This is a genomic window from Microbacterium maritypicum, assembly GCF_041529975.1.
GTDB lineage: Bacteria > Actinomycetota > Actinomycetes > Actinomycetales > Microbacteriaceae > Microbacterium.
Window position 1 is genome coordinate 2,959,392 of the sequence record NZ_CP168030.1, and the last position, 23,086, is coordinate 2,982,477.

Here is a 23,086-nt window from a genome sequence, read left to right on the forward strand (position 1 = left end):
ATCATGGATCCGACATGTCGATTGAACAACAACCGAGCCTGCCTCCCGTGCTCCGCCCCGCGAACCCGCCCCGGCGTGAGCTGTCCGAACTCGCTTCCCGTTTCGCCCGCAGTGTGCGCGGTGACATCGACGGGATCGCCCTCTCCGGCATCACACTCGCCACTGCGGACCTTCGTCCGGGCGAGGCCTTCGTCGCGATCCGGGGCGTCAACAGGCACGGTGCGGATTTCGCCGCCGCCGCGGCCGAGAAGGGCGCCGTCGCCGTCATCACGGACGAGCCCGGCGCTGCGATCGCCGGATCCGCGGGGCTGCCGATCCTCGTGGTCGACGACCCGAGAGCGGTGCTCGGCGACCTGAGCGCCTGGGTGTACGGCACCGGCGCAGATGATCCGCTTCCGCTGCTCTTCGCCACGACGGGAACGAACGGGAAGACCAGCGTCTCCCACCTGCTCGAGGGCATCCTCGACCAGATCGGTGTCGTCACCGGGCTCTCTTCGACCGCCGAACGTCACATCGCCGGCGAAGTCATCGTCTCGCGGCTGACGACGCCCGAGGCCTCCGAGATGCACGCACTCCTGGCGCTGATGCGCGAGCGCCAGGTCGAGGCCGTGGCGGTCGAGGTCAGCGCTCAGGCTCTGTCGCGCCACCGTGTCGACGGCATCCGATTCGACGTCGCCGGCTTCACCAACCTCAGCCACGACCACCTCGACGACTACGCCGACATGGAGGAGTACTTCGAGGCGAAGCTCCCGCTCTTCCGGCCGGACCGCGCCAAGCGCGGCGTCATCTGCCTCGATTCGCCGTCCGGCGCGATCGTGGTCGACCGCTCCGAGATCCCCGTCGTGACGGTGGGGACGCCCTCGATCGCCGCCGACCCCGAGGCGGCGGCCGCCGCGGACTGGGTCGTCGTCATCGACGATGAGCGTGCGGCGGGTACCACTTTCACGATGACCGGCCCGGCAGGCTCCCTCACGACCACGGTCCCGGTGATCGGCCCGCACATGGCCGCGAACGCCGCGCTCGCGATCGTGATGCTCCTCGAGGGCGGCTACGACTGGCAGCGCATCGTCGATGCTCTCTCCCGCGATGAAGGCATCCGCGCCTATCTCCCCGGCCGCACCCAGCTGGTGTCCGGGGAACGCGGGCCTGCGGTGTTCGTCGATTTCGGCCACTCCCCCGACGCGTTCGAGAAGACGCTCGCCGCCGTGCGCCGCGTGACACCGGGCAAGGTGCTGATGCTCTTCGGCGCTGACGGCGACCGTGATGCGAGCAAGCGGTTCGACATGGCGCGCACCGCGGTCGAGGGCAGTGACATCCTCGTCGTCACCGACCATCACCCGCGCTTCGAGGATCCGGCCTCCATCCGGGCGACGCTGATCGAAGGTGCACGCAAGGCACGACCGGATGCCGAGATCCACGAGGCCTCGCCGCCCGAGAACGCGATCATCACCGCGGTCGCGCTCGTGGGCGACGGCGACGCGATCCTCTGGGCAGGCCCGGGCCACCAGGACTACCGCGACATCCGCGGGGTACGCACGCCGTACTCGGCGCGCGAGCTGGCACGCAGGGCTCTGCGCGCCGCAGGCTGGCCGGTTCCTGAACCCCGCTGGCCCGTTCCCTACGCCGACGAGGACTGACCCGGGAGCCGGGGCGGCAGACGTCGCTCCGGGTTCGGCTCAGCTGGCCGCGATCATCCGGTCCGCGGTCGCGCGCGCCCAGGCCTCGGCTGCGGCGAGCGTCTCCACGGTGAGCACGTCGGGTGCGTCATGGGCGTCGACGACGCGCGCGATCGTGTCGACGATGCCGAGGAACGACAGTCGACCTTCGTGGAAGGCGTCGACAGCCTGCTCGTTCGCCGCGTTGTAGACAGCGGGGAAAGTACCGCCCGCACGACCGACGGCCTTCGCGAGTGCGACCGAGGGGAAGGCCTCGCCGTCGAGCGGTTCGAACGTCCACGACGACGCCGTGGTCCAATCGAGCGGTCGTCCGACCCCTCCGACGCGGTGCGGCCAATCCAGCCCGAGCGAGATCGGGAGACGCATGTCGGGCGGTGAGGCCTGGGCGATCGTGGAGCCGTCGATGAACTCGACCATCGAGTGCACGATGGACTGCGGATGCACGACCACCTCGATGTCGTCGTAGGCGACATCGAACAGGAGGTGCGCCTCGATGACTTCGAGCCCCTTGTTCACGAGAGTGGCCGAATTCGTCGTGACCATGCGGCCCATGTCCCATGTCGGGTGCGCGAGGGCCTCCGCGGGGGTCACATCGGACAGCTCTGCACGCGTGCGACCACGGAACGGACCGCCGGATGCCGTCACGACGAGCCGGCGCACCTCGGCGTGAGTGCCGGCGAGCAGGGCCTGCGCCAGCGCCGAGTGCTCGGAGTCCACCGGGACGATCTGTCCGGGCGCGGCGGCGGCGAGAACCAGGTCCCCGCCGACGATCAACGACTCCTTGTTCGCCAGGGCCAGCGTGCGGCCTGCCTTCAGCGCCGCGAGAGTCGAGCCGAGTCCGATCGAGCCGGTGATGGCGTTGAGCACGACATCGGCCTCGACATCGCGGACGAGTTGCTCGGCCTCGTCCGCACCGAGCGCCGTGTCCTCGACCTGGAACTGCGCGGCCTGCTCACCCAGCATCTCGGCGTTCGAGCCGGCGGCGAGGCCGACCAGTTCGAACCGACGAGGATTGGCGCGGATGACATCCAACGCCTGGGTGCCGATGGAGCCGGTGGAGCCGAGGACGATGATGCGACGCATGACGCCAGCCTAGGACACGTCCTCGTCGCCGCCGTGGCTACTGCTGGACAGGCGTGGTGGCGAGGATGTCGACGACGAAGACGAGGCTCTCCTTCTGGAGCTCGTGTCCCTCGCTGGCGCCGTAGCCGTCCGACGGCGGCATCACGACGACGACCTGAGACCCGACCTTCTGTCCCTCGAGCGCCTTCTGGAAGCCCGCGACCACACCCGTGGTCTGGAACTGCGTCGGGGCGGCGTCGCGGCTCCAGCTGGAGTCGAACTCCTTGCCGTCCGACCACTTGACGCCGAGGTACTGCACGACCACGAGGTCGCCGGAGCCGACCGTGGGTCCGTCGCCCTGCTTGAGGACGGCGACCTTCGTCTCGGTCGGTGCATCTCCGTCGGGGATCTTGACGGAGGGCTTGCCATTGTCATCGAGCTTGACGGTCGGCATGCCCGGGGTCGGGTCGACGTCCTTGCCGGTCGCCACCTCGGGGAGCTGCTCGACAGCCTCGGCGTACACGACCACGCTGCTCGCGCCCTCGCCGAGAGCGCTGCCGGGAAGGGCGAGCACTATGCGCGAGCCGACCGGCTCGCACTCGAGCGCGGCGACGAAGAGCGAGGACTGATTGGTGTCGAGAAGAACAGGCAGCACGCCCCCCTCACCACGGGCGGATGAGTCCAGCACCTTGTTCGTCGTCGCATCGACGATCTGGTACTCGACCGAGACCAGGTCGTTGACGAAGACATCGTCACCATCGCCGGCGGAGACGACCGTCCGTTCGACGCCCTCGAACGCGGCATCGGCCGGGACCGTGACCTTCGTGTCCGCTCCCTTGCCCTCGACGACCACGGCATCGGAGGTCTTCCCCGGCTGCGCGTCCAGCGCGCACGCACTCGACGCGGTCGGGCTCGGCGTACCGGAGCTCGACGGCGCGGAACTGCCGGAGCAGCCTGCGAGCAGCAGAGTCGCCGCGGCGACGGTGGACAGAACGATGAGCGGACGCTTGCGCACAGTGAGACCTCGGGATCGCGGGTGGGAACCTCCATCCTGCCGTATAGCCCTTTGCCCCCGCTGGGAGGCACGGCGCGACTCTTCATTCCCACGCCGGCATGGATCCGGGAGTAACCTGCTCTGATGACCTCTGAGCAGTCCGTCGAGCCCGAATCCTCGTCACAAGAGGAATCCTCGTCGTCAGATGAGACTGCCAAGCCCCGTCACGCCGGGTTCGCCTACACCCTCGGACGCAGTCTCATCACTCCGCTGGCGCGGCTCGTGTACCGGCCGAAGATCGAGGGCCGCGAGAACGTTCCGCTGACCGGGCCCGTCATCTTCGCCAGCAACCACCTGTCATTCATCGACTCGATCGCGATCCCGGTCGCCGCACCCCGGCCCGTGCACTTCCTCGCGAAGTCGACCTACTTCGAAGGCACCGGCTTCCAGGGCTGGATGAGCAAGACCTTCTTCGAGTCGATCGGTGCCATCCCTGTGCGCCGCGGTGCCGGCCAAGCGGCTCTGGATGCTCTCGAGCTGCAGCGTCAGCTCCTCGACGAGGGACTCGCCGTCGCGCTCTACCCGGAGGGCACGCGCTCCACCGACGGCCGCCTCTACAAGGGGCGTACCGGGGTCGCGTTCCTCGCGCTCCAGACGGGCGCCCCCGTCGTGCCGGTCGGGCTGATCGGGACGGACAAGGTGATGCCGGTCGGGGCGAAGATGCCGACGCTCAAGGAGCGCATCACGGTCCGGTTCGGCGAGCCGCTGGATCTATCGCCGCACGGACCTGCGACCAGCGGGCGTGCGCGTCGCCTGGCGACCGACGAGATCATGGCAGCCATCCACGGTCTGTCCGGTCAGGAACTCGCCGGAGCCTACAACGAGGCTCCTGCGCAGGGCACGATCGAGAAGATCAAGCAGGCCCTGCCGCACGAGCGCCGTTGACGCCCGTGCCGCGCTGACTCACTCGGCGCGGACGGTCGCCTCGTGGCGCACCGGGAAGTTCATCGAGTTGGCGATGAAGCACCATTCGTTCGCCTGCGCGTGGGCGCGCTCGGCCGCCTCGATCATCGATGCGTCCGCGACGACGACCTCGGGCCGCAGCATCACCTCGACGAACGCCCCACCGCCCTTGCCGTCTTCGCGCATCATCCCGCTCGCGTCGTCGCGGTAGGAGACGACGACCACGCCGGCCGTCACGCACGCGTGCAGGTACGAGAGCAGGTGGCACTCCGAGAGCGAGGCGAGCAGGAGGTCTTCCGGATTCCACCGCGAGGGATCGCCGCGGAACGGCTTGTCCGCCGATGCGAGCAGCTCCGGCTTGCCGTCGACTTCGATGGTGACTTCGCGGCGGTAGTCCCGGTAGCCGGACGTCCCGGTGCCGGTGTTTCCGGTCCAGACCGAGGTGAGCGCGTAGTGATGTTCGCCGAGGGCGCGGGGGGTCGACTCTGCCATGTCCTCAGTCTGCCAGGGGCCACCGACCCGAGGTGAGCGATGGCGTGCCCGGCGCTAGAGTTGACGGGTGCTGGAGACTCTCACCGTTCAGGATTCCGTGGAACTCGCCGTCGTCGAACGGAGTGGATTCGTCGAATCGCGTCACGCCGGCGCAGCGATCGTGCTCTCTTCCGATGGTGACATCGTCGCCCGCCACGGCAACCCCGACGCGTTGGTCCTGCCCCGCTCGAGCCTCAAGCCCCTGCAGGCGGTGGCCTGCATCACGGCAGGTGCGGTGCTCGAGGGCGAACAGCTCGCGATCTCCACGGCGAGCCATGTCGGTACCGACCGGCACGCCTCCGTCGTTCGCGACATCCTCACCGAAGGCGGGCTGACCGAGGACGACCTGGCGTGCCCGGCGTCCTGGCCGAGTGATTCGGCGACGCGCGATGACCTCGTCCGCGAGCACGGTGAGCCGACGCGCGTGCGGATGAACTGCTCCGGAAAGCATGCCGCGATGCTGCGTGCGTGCGTGGCGACCGGTTGGCCGACCACCGGCTATCTCGACCCGTCACATCCGCTGCAGGTGCACATTCGCGATGTCGTCGAGCGTCTCACAGGCGAGAAGGTCGCCCACACGGCGATCGACGGGTGCGGAGCCCCTGTCCACGCGATGACCCTCACCGCCCTCGCGCGAGGCATCCACCGCATCGGCACCGCCTCCGACCGCTCGCCCTTCGCCCTTCATCGCGTCGCCGGTTCGCTGGTGCGAGCGGTACGGGAGAGTCCCTGGACGATCGAAGGGCCCGGCCGCCCCGACACGATCGCGATCGAGAAGCTCGGAGTCTTCACCAAACACGGAGCCGAGGGCGTCATGGTGATGGTCGCCCCGAACGGCACGACCGTCGCGCTGAAGATGCTGGACGGCGCGACGCGCGCTTCGACGATCGTGGCAGCGACGCTCCTCGAGCGCGCAGGGGGCCTGAGCAGCGCCGAGGTCGCCATGCTGGCGGAGGCGCTTCCCCTCACCGTTTCGGGCGGCGGCTCGATCGTCGGCGCGATCCGTCCCGGCGCCGGTATCTGACGCACCCGTCATTACCGAGCCGAGCCGAGCCCAGCCGAGACTCTCACTGCTCATCGCGGCGACAGTGCAGGAAGGACGACGCGACGCGGCGCTCCGGCACCACGGACGGACCAGGCTCGGCCGGCGTGGGTGCGCGCGTACGGCGGGAGTTCCCGCACGCCCGCGAGCTGACGGAGATCGGACTGCTGCTCGGCACGGATCAGCACTTCGCCCTCCCCTCGGATGCGCTGCCACAACGGCCAGTTGCGCTGCCACACCTCCGCGTCCCCCACGACGAGGCAGGGACGGTCGCGCTGTGTCGGCTCCGCCCCGGCAGCGATGACCTCGCACCCCGGATGCGCCGCACGCAGCATCTCTACGACCGAAGCAGCTCCGGCGGTCACGACGGCGGTGATCGCGCACGACGGCGCCCAGGCCGGAGGTGTGACGAGGGCAGGGGGAACCCCCGCGCCTTCCGGGACCCATGCCAGCTGCACCTCGCGATCGCCGATGTGGGCACGGCCGGGAGAGCGGTCGCGGATGTATGACGAGGCCTCTCCCCCGGCCGCGAGATGCTCCACTCGGCTCGGCATCCGAAGCAGCGCTCGTCGCGGCAGAGCATCGATCAGTCGTCCCAGCGGGCCCGCCGCCCTTGTCGCCGCCAGCACGAAGGTCGTCTCCCCGCGGCCGCGGAGAAGCTGCTCCCACCGTTGCGTGTATTGCTGACCGTACTCGGGGGGAAGAGTCGAGAGCACCCCGTCGATGTCGTCGCCGAGGACGAGCGACGGCATCCGTTCACTCCCCAACACCCACGCCGTGAGGAGGTCCCACGCCGCCTCTGGGTCGTTCGGCACCCACGCAGCATCAGGCCACTGCGCAGCCAGGGCCCGCAAGGCGGTGGAGCGGCCCGACCGCGGCGCCCCCAGCAGCACGATTCCTCGATCCTGCCCACAGCGCAAAAGCTCGAGTGGCTGGGCTTGGCGGGCGGGTTCGTCGGCTCGCCCGAGCACGATGGCATCCGGACCCAGCGCGGCAGAAGCGACGAGGTCCGCGAGCGGGATCCGTGTGGGAAGCGCGGCGAGCCACGGGCTGCGGGGCGGATCGGCCGCCGCCCACTGCAGCCCCACCGCTCGCAGATCCGCGGGACTCGTCAGCGCGATGCGGATCGCCGACGGCTCGGGTTCGGCCGGACGGCGAACGAGAGCGAGACCCCGCGCTTCCGCGCCGCCGGGGAGTTCCGCCGCGGCGTCCGTTCCGATCATGAGCCTGCTGTCCGCGGCATCCCCGACCCGCAGACTGACTCGGAGCGGACAGTTGGCCGCCAGCGCATCCCTCACGACTCCGGCAGCGCGTTGTGTGCCGAGGATGAGGTGCATGCCCAGCGCCCGCCCCCGTGCGGCGACGTCGGTGAAGACAGCCCCCAGGTCGGGATGCTCCGCCAGCAGCGCCGCGAATTCATCGACGACGATGACCAACCGTGGCATCCCCACCTCTCGAACGTCCCGAGCACCGGCTTCGGCGAGAACGCCTTCCCGGCGGCGAAGCTCGGCGGTCAGACTGGAGACGCCTCGCCGGGCGCCGCCCTCATCGAGATCCGTGATGACCGCTGCGACCTGCCGCAACCCGCGCAACGGCTCGAATGCGGTCCCCCCTTTGAAGTCCGCGAGCACGAACGTCACTCGGTCCGGCCCGTAGACCGCGGAGATGGCGGTGACCCAGCTGACCAGAAGCTCGCTCTTGCCGGTGCCCGTCGTTCCCGTCACGATGGCGTGAGGACCGTCTTCGACGATGTCGACGACCAGCTGTCCGTGCTCGTTCCGACCGATGGCGGCAGCCAGACCGTCGCCTGGGCGTGGCTGCTCCAGCTCGTGCAGAACGACGGAGTCGGGAAGCACATCGATCTCGCCGGCCGCCGACGCATGCTCGCGAGCGATGATCCCTGCTTGTGCGAGTGAGACGCACTCGACGGAGACGACGGCGGTGCCCTGAGGGGTGCGCAGCCGGGCACGTCCTGGTTCGATGATGTCGATCACCGTCGTGATCCCCGCCGGAACCTCGGCGTCGGCCGGCGCCAACCAGACCACGGCATCGGCATCCATCCGGATCGCGTCGCCCGATCCGATCCCGACACGGAAGCCACCCCTGCGCGCGCGCCGCGCATGCGGCAGCGCGTCCAGCCCGCACTCGCGGAGTTCAGCGCCCACGAGCGACAGCTGCGCCGCGCTGAAGCGAAGACTCAGTTGCAGCAGGAGCGCGCGCGCCGCGGCGGCGATCACCGGCCGCGCGCCGCGCAGACACACTCCTCCGCCCAGCGGCACGACGATGGGGGCGTCGTCGAGCACTCCGCAACGGTCGCGGAACCCACGACCACGACCGTCTTCGCCCCCGCTGCACCGGATTCCGCTCGGCGCACTCCCGGCCCCCACCACGAGGGCGGTTGCGCTATCCGGCGACTCCGCTCCACGGAGGGGAGTCTGCAGGAGACTCGCCGCGGTATCGGGGTGGCGGAGCCACCGGGTCTCACGCTCCTCCCGGTGGCGGAGTACGAGTTCGGCCTCGGCCGCCGCCCAGTCCTGCTCGGACTGCGCAGCGTCGCGCCGACGTTCACGTCGCCGGTTGCGCGCCGCGTCCGCGAACGATGCCACGATCATCAACGGTCCCAGCGCGGCGAAGCACAGCGCGAACACGGATCCGGTGATCAGCCAGAGCACGACCCCTGCGGCTATCGGGACGATCGCCGCCATGAAAGGGAGTGGAGCACGGCGCAACGGCAACGGGGCCGACGGGAGCACGATCGGGAGGGGTTCCATGCGTCCAGTGGATCGCATGCCCTTCCGGAGAACGGCGCTGTCCACAGCGCCCCGCGGCTACTCCGTCGTGTCTTCGATTGGGGAGGACGAGTCGTCCTCGTCTTCAACCTGCACGATGATGAGTGTCACGTTGTCACGCCCGCCATTCTCCAACGCCGCGGCGAGCATGGCGTCCACACTGTGGCCCGGGTCGCGGTGCTCCCTGAGGAAGTGCTGGATCCCGTAATCGGTGAGCTCCTTGGTGAGCCCGTCGGAGCAGATGACGAATCGATCGCCGGCGCGCACGTCGATCGTCACGTAGTCCGGCGCCGTGAGCTCGCTCGCACCCACCGCCCTCGTGATCACGTTGCTGTACGGGTGCCCTTCGGCCTCCTCTGGACTGAGCTTGCCCGCCGTGATCAGCTCCTGCACGACCGAATGATCTGTCGTGACCTGGACGAGGCGGTCATCGCGAAGAAGGTAGACACGGGAATCCCCGATGTTCAGGGCCACCCACTGGGCGTGATCGCCCGTGATCGCGAAGAAGACGCCGGTGAGAGTGGTACCGGTGCCCTCGTCGGTCGTTTCGGGGTGGTCGGCGATGTCGCCCACCGCCTGTTCGAGCGCTTTCTCGATCGCAGGACCGTTGACATCGCCCGCGGAGACGACGGCTTGAAGCCGCTCTACCGTGCTGCGGCTCGCGATCTCTCCACCCGCGTGGCCGCCCATGCCGTCCGCGACGACGAACAGGGGGAACTCCGCCAGGAACGCATCCTGATTCGTCTCTCGACGACGACCGAGATCGGTGACCCCTGCCCAGGACAGCAGCAATGCGCGCTGCGCAACCGTGACGCGATGCGTCTTCGTCTCAGCCACGTGCTGCCTCCGATGGATCTGCGACGGGTCGGGCGTCCGCAGGATACTCACACATCGTAGTAGAACTCCCCCGCACCGCGATCACACCCGGGCGCCCGGGTCGGCCGGCAGAGGGAACAGCTCGTCGATGATCTTCTCGTCTTCGACACTCGGACGCCACGAATCACCCGCTGCCGCGTTCGCTTCGACCTGCTCGGGTGTCGTCGCACCGGCTATGACGCTGGAGACCGCCGGCCGCGAGAGAAGCCAACCGAAGGAAGCCTCCAACATCGTTATGCCGCGCTCGTCGCAGAAGTCGCGGAAGGTGTCGATGGCATCCCAGGGCGCGTTCTCCCAGACATGGCGACGCGTGGACATGATGCGGCTCGAGGCCGGTCCCCCGTCGCGCGTGAACTTGCCCGTGAGGAGTCCGTTGTGCAGCGGGAAGTACGGGAAGAAGCCCAGGGCGTATCTCTCCACGGCCGGCAGCACCTCGCGTTCGGCCGCGCGCGCGAGCAGGGAGTAGTGGTTCTGTGCGGAGATGAATCTGCCCGAAGATCGCGCGCGGGACGTGAACTCCGCTTCGGCGATCTGCCATCCGGTGAAATTCGAGTGCCCGTAGTAGCGGATCTTGCCTTCACGCACGAGCTCGTCGAGGGCGTCCGTCGTCTCGGCGATCGGCGTCTCCGGGTCCGGCAGATGCAGCTGGTACAGGTCGATCCAGTCGGTTCGAAGCCGCCGCAGCGACTCCTCCACCGCCCGCCGGACGTAGCGGCGAGAACCACGGGCCGCGGGGAACTCGTAGCCCATGTCCCGTTCCTGGCCGAACTTCGTGGCCAGCACCACACGGTCTCGACGCCCCTCGAGGGCTTCACCCATCAGCGCCTCACTCGCGCCGGCCACCGCACCGTACATGTCAGCGGTGTCGAAGAACGTGATGCCGTTGGCGAGTGCCGCATCGATCACCTCTCTCGTGCCGGAGAGCGTCTCGGTCACCGTCCCCGCTCGACCGAAGTTGTTGCAGCCGAGGCCGGTGGATGACACGAGAAGACCGGAAGCGCCCACTCGGCGCTGAGACAAGACCATGCCCTCCACGTTAGCGGGCGTGTCGGAACGGTGACCAGCCAGGACAGCACAGAGCCCCCGACCGAAGTCGAGGGCTCTGTGTCAGATGATCACGCCGGAGGCTGAGTGGGATCGCTCGGCGGTGCCGGCGGAGCAGCGGGCGGTGCCGGCGGAGCCGCAGGCGGTGCAGTGGGCGGCGCGGGCGGAGTGGTCGGCGGTGCCGCCGGAGGTGCCGGCGGGGTGGTGGGCGGCACCGGCGGGACGGGCGCACCCGTGGCCGGAGCAGCAGGCCCTGCAGGCGGAGCGTAGCCGGGCTGAGCGGGCGGGGCGTAGCCCTGCGGTGCCGGAGGGGCGTACCCCTGCGGTGCCGGAGGGGCGTACCCCTGCGGTGCGCCGTATCCGGGAGCAGCGGCGGCGGGCTTGGGCTGAACCGGGATGCCCTGCCACACCGTGTTGTCACCGAGGAATCCGTTGTTCGCCCAGGGCGCGGGAACGATGTTCGGGTTCCAGCGCGACTTGTCGAAAGCGTTGATGCCGAGCCAGATCAAGGCACCGATACCGGGGATCAGGCCCAGGAGGATCCAGACGGCATCCTTCTGCAGCTTGAGACCCACGCGCCAGGCGACGATCACGATGACCGCGACATAGGCGATCCACGAGATGTAGTTCAGGATCGGAATGATGTTGATCACGATGGCACCGAGCATCACCCACGGCGACACATCGCCGAGCTTCGCCAGGATCATGGCGTTGTAGACGGGCACCCATGCTCGCCACTTACCCTCGACTCCGGCCTTCTCGAAGATCTTCATCAGGAACAGCGACGAGAGGACGTACCCCGCTATCGCGAAGATGAAGCCGAAGACGATCAGGATGCCGAAAACGGCCAACGAGCCTGTGTCGTAATAGTCGTACATGGTCCCCTCCGGATCCAATATTCGGCACGGGTCGCGCCGCGTGACAACCATAGCGGGGAGACCACAGGCGAGCAAAGACCCACGCGGAAGCGGTCATGCGCGGACTTGCGCGGTCACTCGTGGACGACGAGCTCCAGAACACCCGGTTGCTCCGTGTCACGCAGCACGACGCCTCGGCTCTCGGCCCAGCGCCGGAGGGAGCGGAGGGAAGCCACACGGGGCCGATCTTCGGCGAGGGCACGCACGAGCAACCCCTTGGACTTCTTGTTGAAGTGGTTCAGCGCCCGGCCGTGCTCAGTGACGACGCGGACATAGGCGGAGGGCACAGTGTCGGGCACAGGCCCCAGCGCCACATACGCCTCACTGCGCAGATCGAGCACGCAGGACGGTGACGCCTCCGCGATCGCCGCTGACGTGGCTTCCGCCCAGTGCTTCCGCAACGCAGGGAAGCGCGGCAGCGAAGTCCCGGCGGCCAGGCGATAGGTCGGCACCGCGTCCAGCGCACCGACGGGACCGAGAGGTGCACTGTGGATCCAGACGTGCTCCCCCAACCACCGACGCGACGCTGCGGTGAGACCCCGTGCATCGAGCGCATCGAAGAGCACGCCCGTGTATCGATCGATCGCGGGCATCGTGGGCGCCGTCCGCAGCCGCCGGTTGTGCGCGATCTCGCCCATCTGGCGCTCGCTCAACTTGAGCACGCGTCGCGAGACCTCGTCGTCGGCTGCGAGGTCGACGAGGGCATCCAGCACGGCGGATCGATGCGCACTCAGCGACGGCAGCGAGAGGGAGGCGATGTCGAGCGGGACATCATGACCGCCCTCGCGCTTCGTCTCCGACGGCGGAAGCAGGATCTTCATGAAACCTCGGTGAATGCAGACGCGTCCGCCTCGGGACCCGAGGGGCACCGAGGCGGACGCGTCGAAACGGAAATGCTAGGCGATGAGAGCCGCGTTGCCGGCCACGATCGTCAGGGTGTCGCCCTCCATGGAGAGGAACCCGTCCTGCGCGTTGGCCAGCACCTTCGTGCCATCCGACTGCGTGATGCGGACCTGGCCCTCAGCGAGGATGGCCAGCACCGGCTCATGGCCGGTCATGAAGCCGATCTCGCCCTCGACGGTCTTGGCGACCACGAGGCTCGCCTCTCCCGTCCAGACCTCCGCATCCGCGGAGACGAGGCTGACGTGGAGCGCCATGGTCAGCCGTTCTCCTTCTGGATCTTCGCCCACTGCTCTTCGACGTCGGAGATGCCACCGACGTTGAAGAAGGCCTGCTCGGCGACGTGGTCGAAGTCACCGCGCGTGATCGCATCGAAGGACTCGATGGTCTCCTTGAGCGGGACGGTCGAACCCTCGACACCGGTGAACTTCTTCGCCATGTAGGTGTTCTGCGAGAGGAACTGCTGGATGCGACGTGCACGCGACACGACGATCTTGTCTTCCTCGGAGAGCTCGTCGACACCGAGGATGGCGATGATCTCCTGCAGTTCCTTGTTCTTCTGGAGGATCTGCTTGACCGTCGTGGCGACGCGGTAGTGGTCCTCGCCCAAGTAGCGGGGGTCCATGATGCGCGACGTCGAGGTCAGCGGGTCGATGGCCGGGTACAGACCCTTCGAGGCGATCTCACGAGAGAGCTCGGTCGTCGCGTCGAGGTGGGCGAACGTCGTCGCCGGTGCCGGGTCGGTGTAGTCATCGGCCGGCACGTAGATCGCCTGCAGTGAGGTGATCGAGTGACCACGCGTCGAGGTGATGCGCTCCTGGAGCACACCCATCTCGTCGGCGAGGTTCGGCTGGTAACCCACGGCGGAGGGCATGCGGCCCAGCAGCGTGGAGACCTCGGAACCGGCCTGCGTGAAGCGGAAGATGTTGTCGATGAAGAGCAGCACATCCTGCTTCTGCACGTCACGGAAGTACTCCGCCATCGTCAGGGCCGACAGGGCGACGCGCAGACGCGTTCCCGGCGGCTCGTCCATCTGGCCGAACACCAGGGCGGTCTTGTCGAAGACGCCCGCCTCTTCCATCTCGTGGATGAGGTCGTTGCCCTCACGGGTGCGCTCACCGACACCGGCGAACACAGACACACCACCGTGGTCCTGCGCGACGCGCTGGATCATCTCCTGGATGAGGACGGTCTTGCCGACACCGGCACCACCGAACAGGCCGATCTTTCCACCCAGCACGTACGGGGTGAGGAGGTCGATCGACTTGATGCCGGTCTCGAACATCTGAGTCTTGGACTCGAGCTGGTCGAAGTTCGGCGCCTTGCGGTGGATGGGCCAGCGCTCGGTGACCTCGATCGTCTCACCGGGCTCGAGGTTGAGCACCTCGCCGATGACGTTGAACACCTTGCCCTTGGTCACGTCGCCGACGGGGACCGAGATGGCCTCGCCCGTGTCGCGGACTTCCTGGCCGCGGACGATGCCGTCGGTCGGGTTCAGGGCGATGGCGCGGACGAGGTCGTCGCCGAGGTGCTGTGCGACCTCGAGCGTGATCTCGGTGGACTCTTCGCCCATCGCGATCGTGGTCTTCAGCGCGTTGTAGATGTCGGGGATCGAGTCATGAGGGAACTCGATGTCGACAACCGGACCGTTGACGCGTGCGACGCGCCCGACGACCGCGGTCGCCGGCTGGTCAGCCGGAGCGGTGAGGGTCATTTTCGTCTCTTTCCTGATGGTCTATTTGCTCGAGAGGGCGTCGGCGCCGCCGACGATCTCGGCGATCTGCTGCGTGATCTCCGCCTGGCGCGCGTTGTTGCGCAGGCGGGTGTAGTCGGTGATGAGCTTGTCGGCGTTGTCGCTGGCCGACTTCATCGCCTTCTGCGTCGCGGCCTGCTTGGCAGCAGACGACTGCAGGAGAGCGTTGAAGACGCGGCTCTGGATGTACACCGGCAGGATCGCATCGAGAACGGTCTCGGCATCCGGCTCGAACTCGTACAGCGGGTAAACGGTGTTACCTGCTTCCGACTCATCGGCTTCCGTGATCTCCAGCGGGAGCAGGCGTACGGACTCGGGCGACTGCGTCATCATGCTGACGAAACGGTTGTACACGAGGTGGATCTCGTCGACGCCGCCGTCCTGTCCCCCGCGGGAGAAGGAATCGAGCAGCGTCGCGGAGATCTCCTCCGCGGTGTGGAACGACGGGGTATCGGTGTCGCCGGTCCACTCCGCAGCGGCAGCGAGGCGTCGGAACTGGAAGTATCCGACGGCCTTGCGACCGATGAGGTAGAAGACCGGCTCCTTGCCCTGCTCGCGCAGGAGCTCCGCCACCTCGAGACCCTCACGGAGGATCTGCGAGTTGAAGGCTCCGGCGAGACCGCGGTCCGACGAGAAGATCACGACCGCGGAGCGGGTGATGTTCTCGGACTCGCGGGTCAGCGGGTGATCCACGTTCGAGTGCGTCGCGACGGCAGACACGGCCCTCGTCACGGCTCGCGCGAAGGGTGTGGACGCCTTGACGCGTGCCATCGCCTTCTGGATGCGCGAAGCCGCGATGAGTTCCATCGCCTTCGTGATCTTCTTGGTCGTCTGAGCAGAAGAGATCTTCTGCTTGTAGACCCTGAGTTGAGCGCCCATATGTCAATACCTCACGCGGTTACGCGCGACGACCCTTGACGATCTTCTCCTGGTTGACGTCCTCAGCCTCGGCTGCAGCGTGCTCCTCGTGGCCGGGAGCGCCGATGCTGGCGCCCTTGCCACCCTGGAACTCCAGGATGAAGGCATCCGTCTGCTTCTCGAGCTCGGCGACCGTGGCGTCATCGAGGACGTTGGTGTCGCGGAGCGTCTCGAGAACCTTGGTGTTGCGACGCAGGTAGTCCAGGAGTTCGCGCTCGAAGCGCAGGACATCCGAGACTTCGATCGTGTCGAGCTTGCCGTTCGTTCCGGCCCAGATCGAGACGACCTGCTCCTCGACGGGGTACGGGGAGTACTGCGGCTGCTTGAGCAGCTCGGTCAGACGCGCACCGCGGGAGAGCTGACGACGCGAAGCCGCGTCGAGGTCGGACGCGAACATCGCGAACGCCTCGAGGGAGCGGTACTGCGCGAGCTCCAGCTTCAGCGTTCCGGAGACCTTCTTGATCGACTTGACCTGGGCGTCACCACCGACTCGCGAGACCGAGATACCCACGTCGACCGCCGGACGCTGGTTGGCGTTGAAGAGGTCGGACTGGAGGAAGATCTGGCCGTCGGTGATCGAGATCACGTTGGTCGGGATGTATGCCGAGACGTCGTTGGCCTTGGTCTCGATGATCGGGAGACCCGTCATCGAACCCGCGCCGAGCTCGTCGGACAGCTTCGCGCAACGCTCGAGCAGGCGCGAGTGCAGGTAGAAGACGTCACCCGGGTATGCCTCGCGGCCCGGCGGACGGCGAAGGAGCAGAGACACGGCACGGTAGGCCTCGGCCTGCTTCGACAGGTCATCGAAGATGATGAGGACGTGCTTGCCGCCGTACATCCAGTGCTGACCGATGGCCGAACCCGTGTAGGGGGCGAGGTACTTGAAGCCGGCGGGGTCGGATGCCGGAGCCGCCACGATCGTGGTGTACTCCAGGGCTCCGGCCTCTTCGAGCGCGCCCTTCACCGAAGCGATGGTCGAGCCCTTCTGGCCGATGGCGACGTAGATGCAGCGGACCTGCTTGTTGACGTCGCCCGACTCCCAGTTGGCCTTCTGGTTGATGATCGTGTCGATCGCGATGGCCGTCTTGCCGGTCTGGCGGTCGCCGATGATCAGCTGACGCTGGCCACGGCCGACGGGGATCATCGCGTCGATCGCCTTGATGCCGGTCTGCATCGGCTCGTGCACCGACTTACGCTGCATGACGCCGGGCGCCTGCAGCTCGAGAGCGCGGACGCTCTCGGTCTCGATGGCGCCGAGGCCGTCGATCGGGGTACCGAGCGGGTCGACCACGCGGCCGAGGTAGCCGTCGCCGACCGGGACCGAGAGGACCTCGCCCGTGCGGGTGACTTCCTGGCCGGCCTCGACACCGGTGAACTCGCCGAGGACGACGACACCGATCTCGTGCTCGTTCAGGCTCTGTGCGAGTCCCTTGGTGCCGTCGGCGAAGATGACGAGCTCGTTCGCCATGACGCCGGGAAGTCCCTCGACGTGCGCGATGCCGTCTGCGGCGTCGATGACGGTGCCGACCTCCGTCGCCCCGGCCCCGGAGGGCTCGTATGCTGCGGCGAAGTCCTTCAGCGCGTCACGGATGACGTCGGGGCTGATCGATAGTTCTGCCATTGTCTTCCCTTTGTATCTGGGTGCGCGGTTCCCCGCGCGAAGTCGTGTTAGCCCGCAAGCTTCTGGCGAAGGTCTGCGAGTCGTGCGGAGATGCTGCCGTCGATGACGTCATCGGCGATCTGCACACGCAGACCTCCGACCACGGCAGGGTCGATGACGACGTTGAGGGACACCTGGCCGTCGTAGCGACGAGACAGCGAGTCACTGAGACGTGCTCGCTGCGCATCGGTGAGCGGAGCCGCGGTGTGCACCGTGGCGACCACGCGACCGCGCTGGCTGGAGACGATGCTCATCGCCCGGTTCAGCAGTCGCCGCACGCGGCGCTCACGCGGCTGACGCACGAGCGACGTGATGATCAGCGTCGACGCAGCGCTCGTGGAGCCTTCGGCCAGGAGGCGCTCGACGAGCGCAGCCTTGGCGTCTTCTCCGCCGAGGCGGCTGCCCAGGGCGAGTTCGAGCTCGGGGTTGGCGGCGATCACGCGGGAGAAGCTGAAGAGCTCCCCCTCGATGTCCGCGCCCGGCTCGGCGATCGCAGCAGCGCGGATCGCGAGCTCCTCGACACCGTCGACGAGCTCACCCGCGTTGGACCAGCGCTCCGCGACGACCGTCTTCAGAACGCTCTGAGCGTCTGCGGAGAACCCGCCGAACACCGCGGCGACGACGTTCTGTCGTGCCGCGGCGGGAGCAGAGGGATCAGCAAGCGCGCCGCTCAGCTGAGACGACCCGCTCACGGCACGCGCGGCAGCGAGGAGCTCCCGTGCGGTGTCGAGAGTGACGCCCTTCGCTGCGGCAAGCGTCTGGATGGATGCCGCGAGTGCCTGAGTGGTCGCGCTGCCCATTACTGAGCCGCCTTCTCGGATGCCTCGAGGTCGGCGAGGAAGCGGTCGACGACAGCCGTCGCACGGGCGTCGTCGGAGAGCGTCTCGCCGACCACGCCGCCGGCGAGGTCGATGGCGAGCGTTCCGACCTCGCTGCGCAGCGAGACGAGAGCGGTCTGCCGCTCGGCCTCGATCTGCGTGTGCGCGGTGGCGGTGATGCGTGCGGCCTCGGTGGACGCGGCATCCTTCGCCTCGGCGACGATCTTCTTGCCGTCCTCACGGGCGGCCTCGCGGATCTCTCCGGCCTCGGTACGCGCCTCAGCGAGCTGACGCGTGTACTCCTCGAGTGCCGCCTCCGCCTGCTTCTGCGCCTCGTCGGCCTTGGCGATGTTGCCCTCGATGGCGGCGGACCGCTCGTCGAGCATCTTCGTGAGCCGGGGAAGGGCGACCTTCCAGACCACGATGAGGATGACGATGAACCAGAGGCCCGACCAGATGATGTCGTACCAGGCAGGGATGAGGGGGTTGTTCGGCTCACCCTCTGCTGCGAGGTTCGTGACAAGAGCGTTCAGCATCCTGTCTCCTTCAGAAGTCGGTGAGGATTACGGGAAGGGGATGAATGCGACGGCGATGCCGACGAACGCAAGCGCCTCGGTGAAGGCGATACCGATCCACATGAGGACCTGGAGACGACCGGCCAGCTCGGGCTGACGGGCGACGCCCTCGATGGTCTTGCCGACGACGATGCCGACGCCGATGGCCGGGCCGATGGCTGCGAGGCCGTAGCCGACAGCTCCGAGGTGACCGTTGATTTCAGCGAGAACCGTAGTAGCGTCCACGGGGTTTTCCTTTCGTTGGGTGGGAAGGCTGATGCCTGCCCGCTCAGTGCTCTTCTGCGACCGCGAGCTGGATGTAGACCGCGGTGAGGACGGTGAAGACGTATGCCTGGAGGACGGCGACCAGGATCTCGAAGAGAGTGAAGGCGCCGCCGAAGGCGAGGGTTCCGACACCGAGCGCGGCCCAGCCGCCGCCTGCGGTGAAGAAGAAGAACTGGGTCGCGGAGAACGCGAGGACCAGGATCATGTGCCCCACGACGAGGTTCATGAGAAGACGCAGCGTCAACGTGACCGGACGCAGGATGAACGTCGAGATGAGCTCGATGATCGCGACGATCGGCATCGCGGCGACCGGCACGCCCTGCGGGAACAGGGAGTTCTTGAAGAACTTGAGGCCGTGGCGCTTGATTCCCGCGTAGATGAAGGTCACGTAGCTGACCACGGCGAGCGTCAGCGGCACCGCGACGATCGCCGTTCCCGGCATGTTCAGGAACGGGATGATTCCCGTGATGTTCATGAACAGCACCATGAAGAAGATGGTGGTGAGGATCGGCAGGAAGCGATCGCCGTCCTTGCGACCGAGCATGTCGTGGGCGACGTTGGTTCGAACGAAGCCGAGCCCCATCTCCACCAGGCTCTGGAAGCGTCCGGGGACGACCTTCATGCGGCGGGTGCCGAGCCAGAGGATGAGAACCACGGCGATCACCGCGAGCAACTGGACCAGGTGGATCCGGTTGACGGGGATCGGGCCTACGTGGAAGAGGATCTCCGGAAAGAAATCGTCGATCGAAGGGCCGTGGAACTCGCCGTCGGAGGCAAGTCGGGGGGTCAGGGTCGCAGCAAGATTAAACAGCGCGGGCTCCAGCTTCGGGGCACCGGTCTAAACCGGGGCGACGATGGTCGGTGTGCAATCAGCGCAAGCGCTCGCGGGCGAGCGGCGGGCACGTTTCAACAGTATCAGAATCTGAGGGTCCCCTAAGACCGCGGGCCGCCGTCGACGGGTCCTTCGTCGATGTGATTCGCGTTGCCGGGGGCGCGGTCCTCGGGCACCTCGGTCGGCAGCGTGGTGTCGCTCACGTTCGGCAGTCGCATACGGGTGAGCACGATCACATCGATCGCGAGCGACATCAGCACGCCGGCCACGATCGAGAGGAAGAACACCATCGGCTCCAGCCACGGCTGACCCGCGAGCAGGATCATCGCGACGACGAACAGTCCGAGCTTGAGGAGCCAACCACCCAGGACGATGGCGAAGAACAGCTGCACGTAGATCGGGTCGCCGTACCAACGGTTGGCGATGAGGATGCTGATGCCGGTGATCGCCAGGAACACGGCGGCCAGCAGCACGCCCAGCAGCCCGCTGACGAGTCCCTCTCCCCCGGCGACGGCATAGCCGACACCGCCCGCGACGATCGCGAGTACCGCGGTGGCGACCGCCGACCAGATGAGGGTGCGACGCAGGATCGGCGTGCTGGAAACGGGGCTCGGGCTCATCAGGACTCCACGGGTGTCGGGTCGGTGTCGGCGGCCGCTGCGCTCTTCCTGCGGCGGGTGGGGCTCAGGGTGACGACGAGGCAGGCGGCGATGCCCACGACGCCGAAGCCGACGCCGGGAAGGTACTGGCCGGGCCAGTCCTCCCGTGCACCGACGTACATCAGCAGGACGGCGAGCGAGATGACGGCCGTCCATGCGTAGAAGATGAGGACAGCGTCGCGGTCGCGGTGGCCGAGATCCAGCATCCGGTGATGCAGGTGCTTGCGATCGGGTGAGAACGGCGACCGGCCGGCGCTCATGCGTCGGAGCACCGCCAGACCGAAGTCGAGCAGCGGCAGCAGCACCACCAGCAGCGGCAGCAGGATCGGGAGGAACGCACCGATCAGCTGCGAGCGGCCGAGACGCTCGGGGTCCAATGCCGACGGGTCCATCTGACCGGTGATGGAGATCGCCGACGTCGCCATCAGCAGACCGATGACCAGTGCGCCCGAATCCCCCATGAACAGCTTCGCCGGGCTCCAGTTCAGCGGCAGGAATCCGAGGCAGGCACCGATCAGGACCGCGGCGAGGAACGTGGAGAGGTTGAAGTAGCTCGAAGCTCCGGAGTCACGCGTGAAGATGTAGGAATACGCGAAGAACACGCCGTTCGAGATGAGACACACCCCGGCGACCAGCCCGTCGAGTCCGTCGATGAAGTTCACCGCGTTCATCACGATGACGATCGCGAACATGGTGATCGTGATGCTCAGCCAGCTGGAGACCACGATGAGGTCCCCGAACGGCAGCGACAGGATCTGCAGCCCGCCGCCCACGGTGATGAGCCCGGCGGCCAGGAACTGCGCGCCGAGCTTGATCATCCAGTCGATGTCCCAGAGATCGTCCACCACGCCGATGATCGCGATCAGCAGCGAGGCGCCCAGGATCGACCACATCGTCTGCGGGGGGATCCAGATGCTCTGGAAGAACGGATTGATCGCCGAGAACCCGAAGGCGGCGGCGATGCCGAGAAAGATCGCCACACCGCCGAGGCGGGGCGTGGGCGTGGTGTGCACGTCGCGCTCGCGGATGCCGGGGTACAGCTTGAACCGGAGGCTGAGTCGCCAGACCGCCCAGGTCAGCGCGAACGTGATCGCTGCCGTGAGGATGACCGTGGCGAGATACTGCTTCACGAATCCGCGTCCTGCGGCTCCTCCGCATGCACATGCTCCGCGTCCTGCGGCTCCTCCGGTTCGAGCAGATCGCCGAGCACCTCCTGCAGCTGCTCGCGCGTCACCGCACCGTCTCGGAGGATGCGAACAGTGCCGGGCTCGGCATCCGCACTCCGACGGACCAGAGACGTGGCGTCGACGATGGTGGACGCGATGCCGTCCTTGCTCAGACCATCGGCGAGGTACACGGCGACGCTGTCGCCCAGCATCTGCTCCGCGTCCGAGGCCGAGATGGCGGCGGGCTGGCCGGTGAGATTGGCGCTGGACACGGCGAGCGGTCCGGTCTCGGCCAGCAGCTCCAGTGCCACGCGCCCCTCCGGCATCCGCACCGCGACCGTCCCGAGCGTCTCCCCGAGATCCCACACCAGAGAGGGCTGGGCGGGGAGCACGATCGTGAGACCGCCGGGCCAGAACGCCTCGATGAGACGTTCGACAGGCTCCGGGACGGACTCGGCCAGGGCTGCGAGCGTCTCCTTCGTGCCGATCAGAACGGGCGGCGGCTGATCACGGCCGCGCCCCTTCGCATCGAGCAGCCGCTGGACGGCGGTCGGGGAGAAGGCGTCGGCAGCGACGCCGTACACGGTGTCTGTGGGCATCACGATGAGTTCGCCGCGGCCGATCGCCTGGCGCGCATGGCGCATGCCGGCGAGCAGCTGCGAGTCATCGCGGCAGTCGAAGATGGTTGACATGACGGTTCGATTCTATGCGGCGCGGGGGCTGCAGATGCTCAGAGGGAGCTGATCAGGGCCTGAGCGCCGTGGTGGTGCGGTCCCGCAGGGTGAGGTCGCGATGCGTCGCCGGAGCGCGCCAGCCATCCGCGGCGAGGATGTCCCTGATCGATTCCCCCTGCAGCTCGCCGTGCTCGATGACGAGAAGACCACCGGGGTGCAGGAGTGCGAGCGCCCGAGAACTGAGCACTCGCACGATGTCCAGACCGTCCTCTCCCCCGTACAGCGCCATCGCGGGGTCGAAGAGTCGCACCTCCGGATCCCGCGGGATCGCGGCGTCCGGCACATAGGGCGGGTTCGAGATGACGACCGATGCCGTGCCGTCGAGTTCGGGGAAAGCCTCCCCCAGATCGGACAGCACGAGCGTCAGGTTGTCGACGCCGGCGACGTTCCGGCTGGCCCACGCGTGCGCCTCCTCGGACAGCTCGGCGGCGAAGACACGGGCGTGCGGCACCTCCGTCGCCATCGCTAGAGCGATCGCACCGCTGCCGGTGCCGAGGTCCACGCCGATCGGCTCGGGCTCCGCGGAGTTCAGCAGCGCATCGATCGCATACTGCACCACCGTCTCGGTCTCCGGCCGCGGGACGAACACACCGGGCCCCACCGCCAGCTCGAGGTGGCGGAAGGGGGCGGTCCCGGTGATGTGCTGCAGCGGCTCGCGCGCTGCTCGGCGCGTCACCAGAGCCTCCAGGGCGCCCGCCGTCTCGTCGTCGACGTCGTCGCCGCGGATGACCGCGGCCTGCACCTCGCCGCGTCGCCGACCGAGCACATGGCCCGCGAGCAGCTCCGCGTCGACCAGAGGATCGGGGACGCCGACGTCGGCCAGGCGCTGAGCAGCGGCACGGACGAGCGCCGCGAGAGAGGTGTCGGACATGGGTTCCAGCGTAGAGCGCGCACGGCTGTCACAATGCCCCCG

23 protein-coding genes are annotated in these 23,086 nt (G+C 67.8%); 3 read left to right on the forward strand and 20 right to left on the reverse strand.

The genetic code is table 11. From position 1 onward, the window contains the following. Nucleotides 1-14 precede the first annotated feature (14 nt). Nucleotides 15-1,637, forward strand: coding sequence for a Mur ligase family protein (locus tag ACCO44_RS14365; protein WP_372467060.1), 1,623 nt, complete (start codon nt 15-17; stop codon nt 1,635-1,637). 39 nt (nt 1,638-1,676) lie between these two features. Here the strand turns inward: ACCO44_RS14365 and dxr are convergent, their stop codons facing one another. Continuing rightward, a complete protein-coding gene (gene dxr, locus ACCO44_RS14370; protein WP_372467062.1) occupies nt 1,677-2,759 on the reverse strand; it encodes a 1-deoxy-D-xylulose-5-phosphate reductoisomerase in 1,083 nt (360 codons plus the stop codon). Between the two features lie 37 nt (nt 2,760-2,796). After that, nucleotides 2,797-3,753: an FKBP-type peptidyl-prolyl cis-trans isomerase gene (locus ACCO44_RS14375; protein WP_105709739.1), complete on the reverse strand. Its 957-nt coding sequence runs from the start codon at nt 3,751-3,753 to the stop codon at nt 2,797-2,799. A 123-nt stretch (nt 3,754-3,876) separates the two neighbouring features. Here ACCO44_RS14375 and ACCO44_RS14380 point away from each other — a divergent pair, with 123 nt between their 5' ends. Continuing rightward, entirely contained in the window at nt 3,877-4,677 is an 801-nt protein-coding gene (locus tag ACCO44_RS14380) for a lysophospholipid acyltransferase family protein (RefSeq protein WP_372467064.1), read from the forward strand. Nucleotides 4,678-4,695: 18 nt separating this feature from the next. On the opposite strand, the gene ACCO44_RS14385 is transcribed toward ACCO44_RS14380, so the two are convergent. Beyond that, complete coding sequence (locus ACCO44_RS14385; RefSeq protein ID WP_105709738.1) at nt 4,696-5,187, reverse strand: OsmC family protein; 492 nt, start codon at nt 5,185-5,187, stop codon at nt 4,696-4,698. A 67-nt stretch (nt 5,188-5,254) separates the two neighbouring features. On the opposite strand from ACCO44_RS14385, the gene ACCO44_RS14390 reads away from it, so the two are divergent. Next, nucleotides 5,255-6,250, forward strand: a complete 996-nt coding sequence (locus ACCO44_RS14390; RefSeq protein WP_372467066.1) for an asparaginase — start codon at nt 5,255-5,257, stop codon at nt 6,248-6,250. Between the two features lie 50 nt (nt 6,251-6,300). Here ACCO44_RS14390 and ACCO44_RS14395 read toward each other — a convergent pair whose 3' ends face one another. The 17 genes from ACCO44_RS14395 to prmC all read right to left on the reverse strand — a co-directional run bounded on the left by ACCO44_RS14395 (nt 6,301) and on the right by prmC (nt 23,044). Beyond that, on the reverse strand, nt 6,301-9,039 hold the full coding sequence (locus tag ACCO44_RS14395; protein WP_372467067.1) for an FtsK/SpoIIIE domain-containing protein: 2,739 nt from the start codon (nt 9,037-9,039) through the stop codon (nt 6,301-6,303). Between the two features lie 57 nt (nt 9,040-9,096). Further along, complete coding sequence (locus ACCO44_RS14400) at nt 9,097-9,894, reverse strand: PP2C family serine/threonine-protein phosphatase (RefSeq protein WP_262000765.1); 798 nt, start codon at nt 9,892-9,894, stop codon at nt 9,097-9,099. Between the two features lie 81 nt (nt 9,895-9,975). Further along, complete coding sequence (locus ACCO44_RS14405) at nt 9,976-10,959, reverse strand: aldo/keto reductase (RefSeq protein WP_262000764.1); 984 nt, start codon at nt 10,957-10,959, stop codon at nt 9,976-9,978. An 89-nt stretch (nt 10,960-11,048) separates the two neighbouring features. Further along, nucleotides 11,049-11,855 (reverse strand): large exoprotein, encoded by an 807-nt coding sequence (locus tag ACCO44_RS14410; protein WP_372467069.1) that lies wholly within the window; start codon nt 11,853-11,855, stop codon nt 11,049-11,051. A 113-nt stretch (nt 11,856-11,968) separates the two neighbouring features. Beyond that, the gene (locus ACCO44_RS14415; RefSeq protein ID WP_372467070.1) at nt 11,969-12,715 is read right to left on the reverse strand and encodes a YaaA family protein; all 747 of its coding nucleotides are present in this window, start codon (nt 12,713-12,715) and stop codon (nt 11,969-11,971) included. Between the two features lie 75 nt (nt 12,716-12,790). After that, nucleotides 12,791-13,051 (reverse strand): F0F1 ATP synthase subunit epsilon, encoded by a 261-nt coding sequence (locus ACCO44_RS14420; RefSeq protein ID WP_017830988.1) that lies wholly within the window; start codon nt 13,049-13,051, stop codon nt 12,791-12,793. A 2-nt stretch (nt 13,052-13,053) separates the two neighbouring features. Then, nucleotides 13,054-14,508 carry a F0F1 ATP synthase subunit beta gene (gene atpD, locus ACCO44_RS14425; RefSeq protein WP_017830989.1) on the reverse strand — a complete coding sequence of 485 codons (1,455 nt, stop codon included), beginning with the start codon at nt 14,506-14,508 and terminating at the stop codon, nt 13,054-13,056. A 21-nt stretch (nt 14,509-14,529) separates the two neighbouring features. Then, nucleotides 14,530-15,426 (reverse strand): F0F1 ATP synthase subunit gamma, encoded by an 897-nt coding sequence (locus ACCO44_RS14430; protein WP_029261860.1) that lies wholly within the window; start codon nt 15,424-15,426, stop codon nt 14,530-14,532. 19 nt (nt 15,427-15,445) lie between these two features. Next, nucleotides 15,446-17,086 carry a F0F1 ATP synthase subunit alpha gene (gene atpA / locus ACCO44_RS14435; protein ID WP_029261861.1) on the reverse strand — a complete coding sequence of 547 codons (1,641 nt, stop codon included), beginning with the start codon at nt 17,084-17,086 and terminating at the stop codon, nt 15,446-15,448. A gap of 47 nt (nt 17,087-17,133) precedes the next feature. Beyond that, nucleotides 17,134-17,925: a F0F1 ATP synthase subunit delta gene (locus ACCO44_RS14440; RefSeq protein ID WP_029261862.1), complete on the reverse strand. Its 792-nt coding sequence runs from the start codon at nt 17,923-17,925 to the stop codon at nt 17,134-17,136. Further along, nucleotides 17,925-18,479, reverse strand: coding sequence for a F0F1 ATP synthase subunit B (locus ACCO44_RS14445; RefSeq protein WP_029261863.1), 555 nt, complete (start codon nt 18,477-18,479; stop codon nt 17,925-17,927). Before ACCO44_RS14445 ends, ACCO44_RS14440 begins: the two co-directional genes overlap by 1 nt. A 27-nt stretch (nt 18,480-18,506) precedes the next feature. Next, nucleotides 18,507-18,743, reverse strand: a complete 237-nt coding sequence (gene atpE, locus ACCO44_RS14450) for an ATP synthase F0 subunit C (RefSeq protein ID WP_017830994.1) — start codon at nt 18,741-18,743, stop codon at nt 18,507-18,509. A 43-nt stretch (nt 18,744-18,786) separates the two neighbouring features. Further along, complete coding sequence (gene atpB, locus ACCO44_RS14455; RefSeq protein ID WP_258134098.1) at nt 18,787-19,506, reverse strand: F0F1 ATP synthase subunit A; 720 nt, start codon at nt 19,504-19,506, stop codon at nt 18,787-18,789. Between the two features lie 209 nt (nt 19,507-19,715). Then, nucleotides 19,716-20,234, reverse strand: a complete 519-nt coding sequence (locus ACCO44_RS14460; RefSeq protein ID WP_029261865.1) for a hypothetical protein — start codon at nt 20,232-20,234, stop codon at nt 19,716-19,718. Beyond that, entirely contained in the window at nt 20,234-21,403 is a 1,170-nt protein-coding gene (locus ACCO44_RS14465) for an MraY family glycosyltransferase (RefSeq protein WP_029261866.1), read from the reverse strand. The genes ACCO44_RS14460 and ACCO44_RS14465 overlap by 1 nt, the downstream gene beginning before the upstream one ends. After that, a complete protein-coding gene (locus tag ACCO44_RS14470) occupies nt 21,400-22,131 on the reverse strand; it encodes an L-threonylcarbamoyladenylate synthase (RefSeq protein WP_372467071.1) in 732 nt (243 codons plus the stop codon). Before ACCO44_RS14470 ends, ACCO44_RS14465 begins: the two co-directional genes overlap by 4 nt. A gap of 52 nt (nt 22,132-22,183) precedes the next feature. Beyond that, complete coding sequence (gene prmC / locus ACCO44_RS14475) at nt 22,184-23,044, reverse strand: peptide chain release factor N(5)-glutamine methyltransferase (protein ID WP_372467072.1); 861 nt, start codon at nt 23,042-23,044, stop codon at nt 22,184-22,186. Nucleotides 23,045-23,086: the final 42 nt, after the last annotated feature.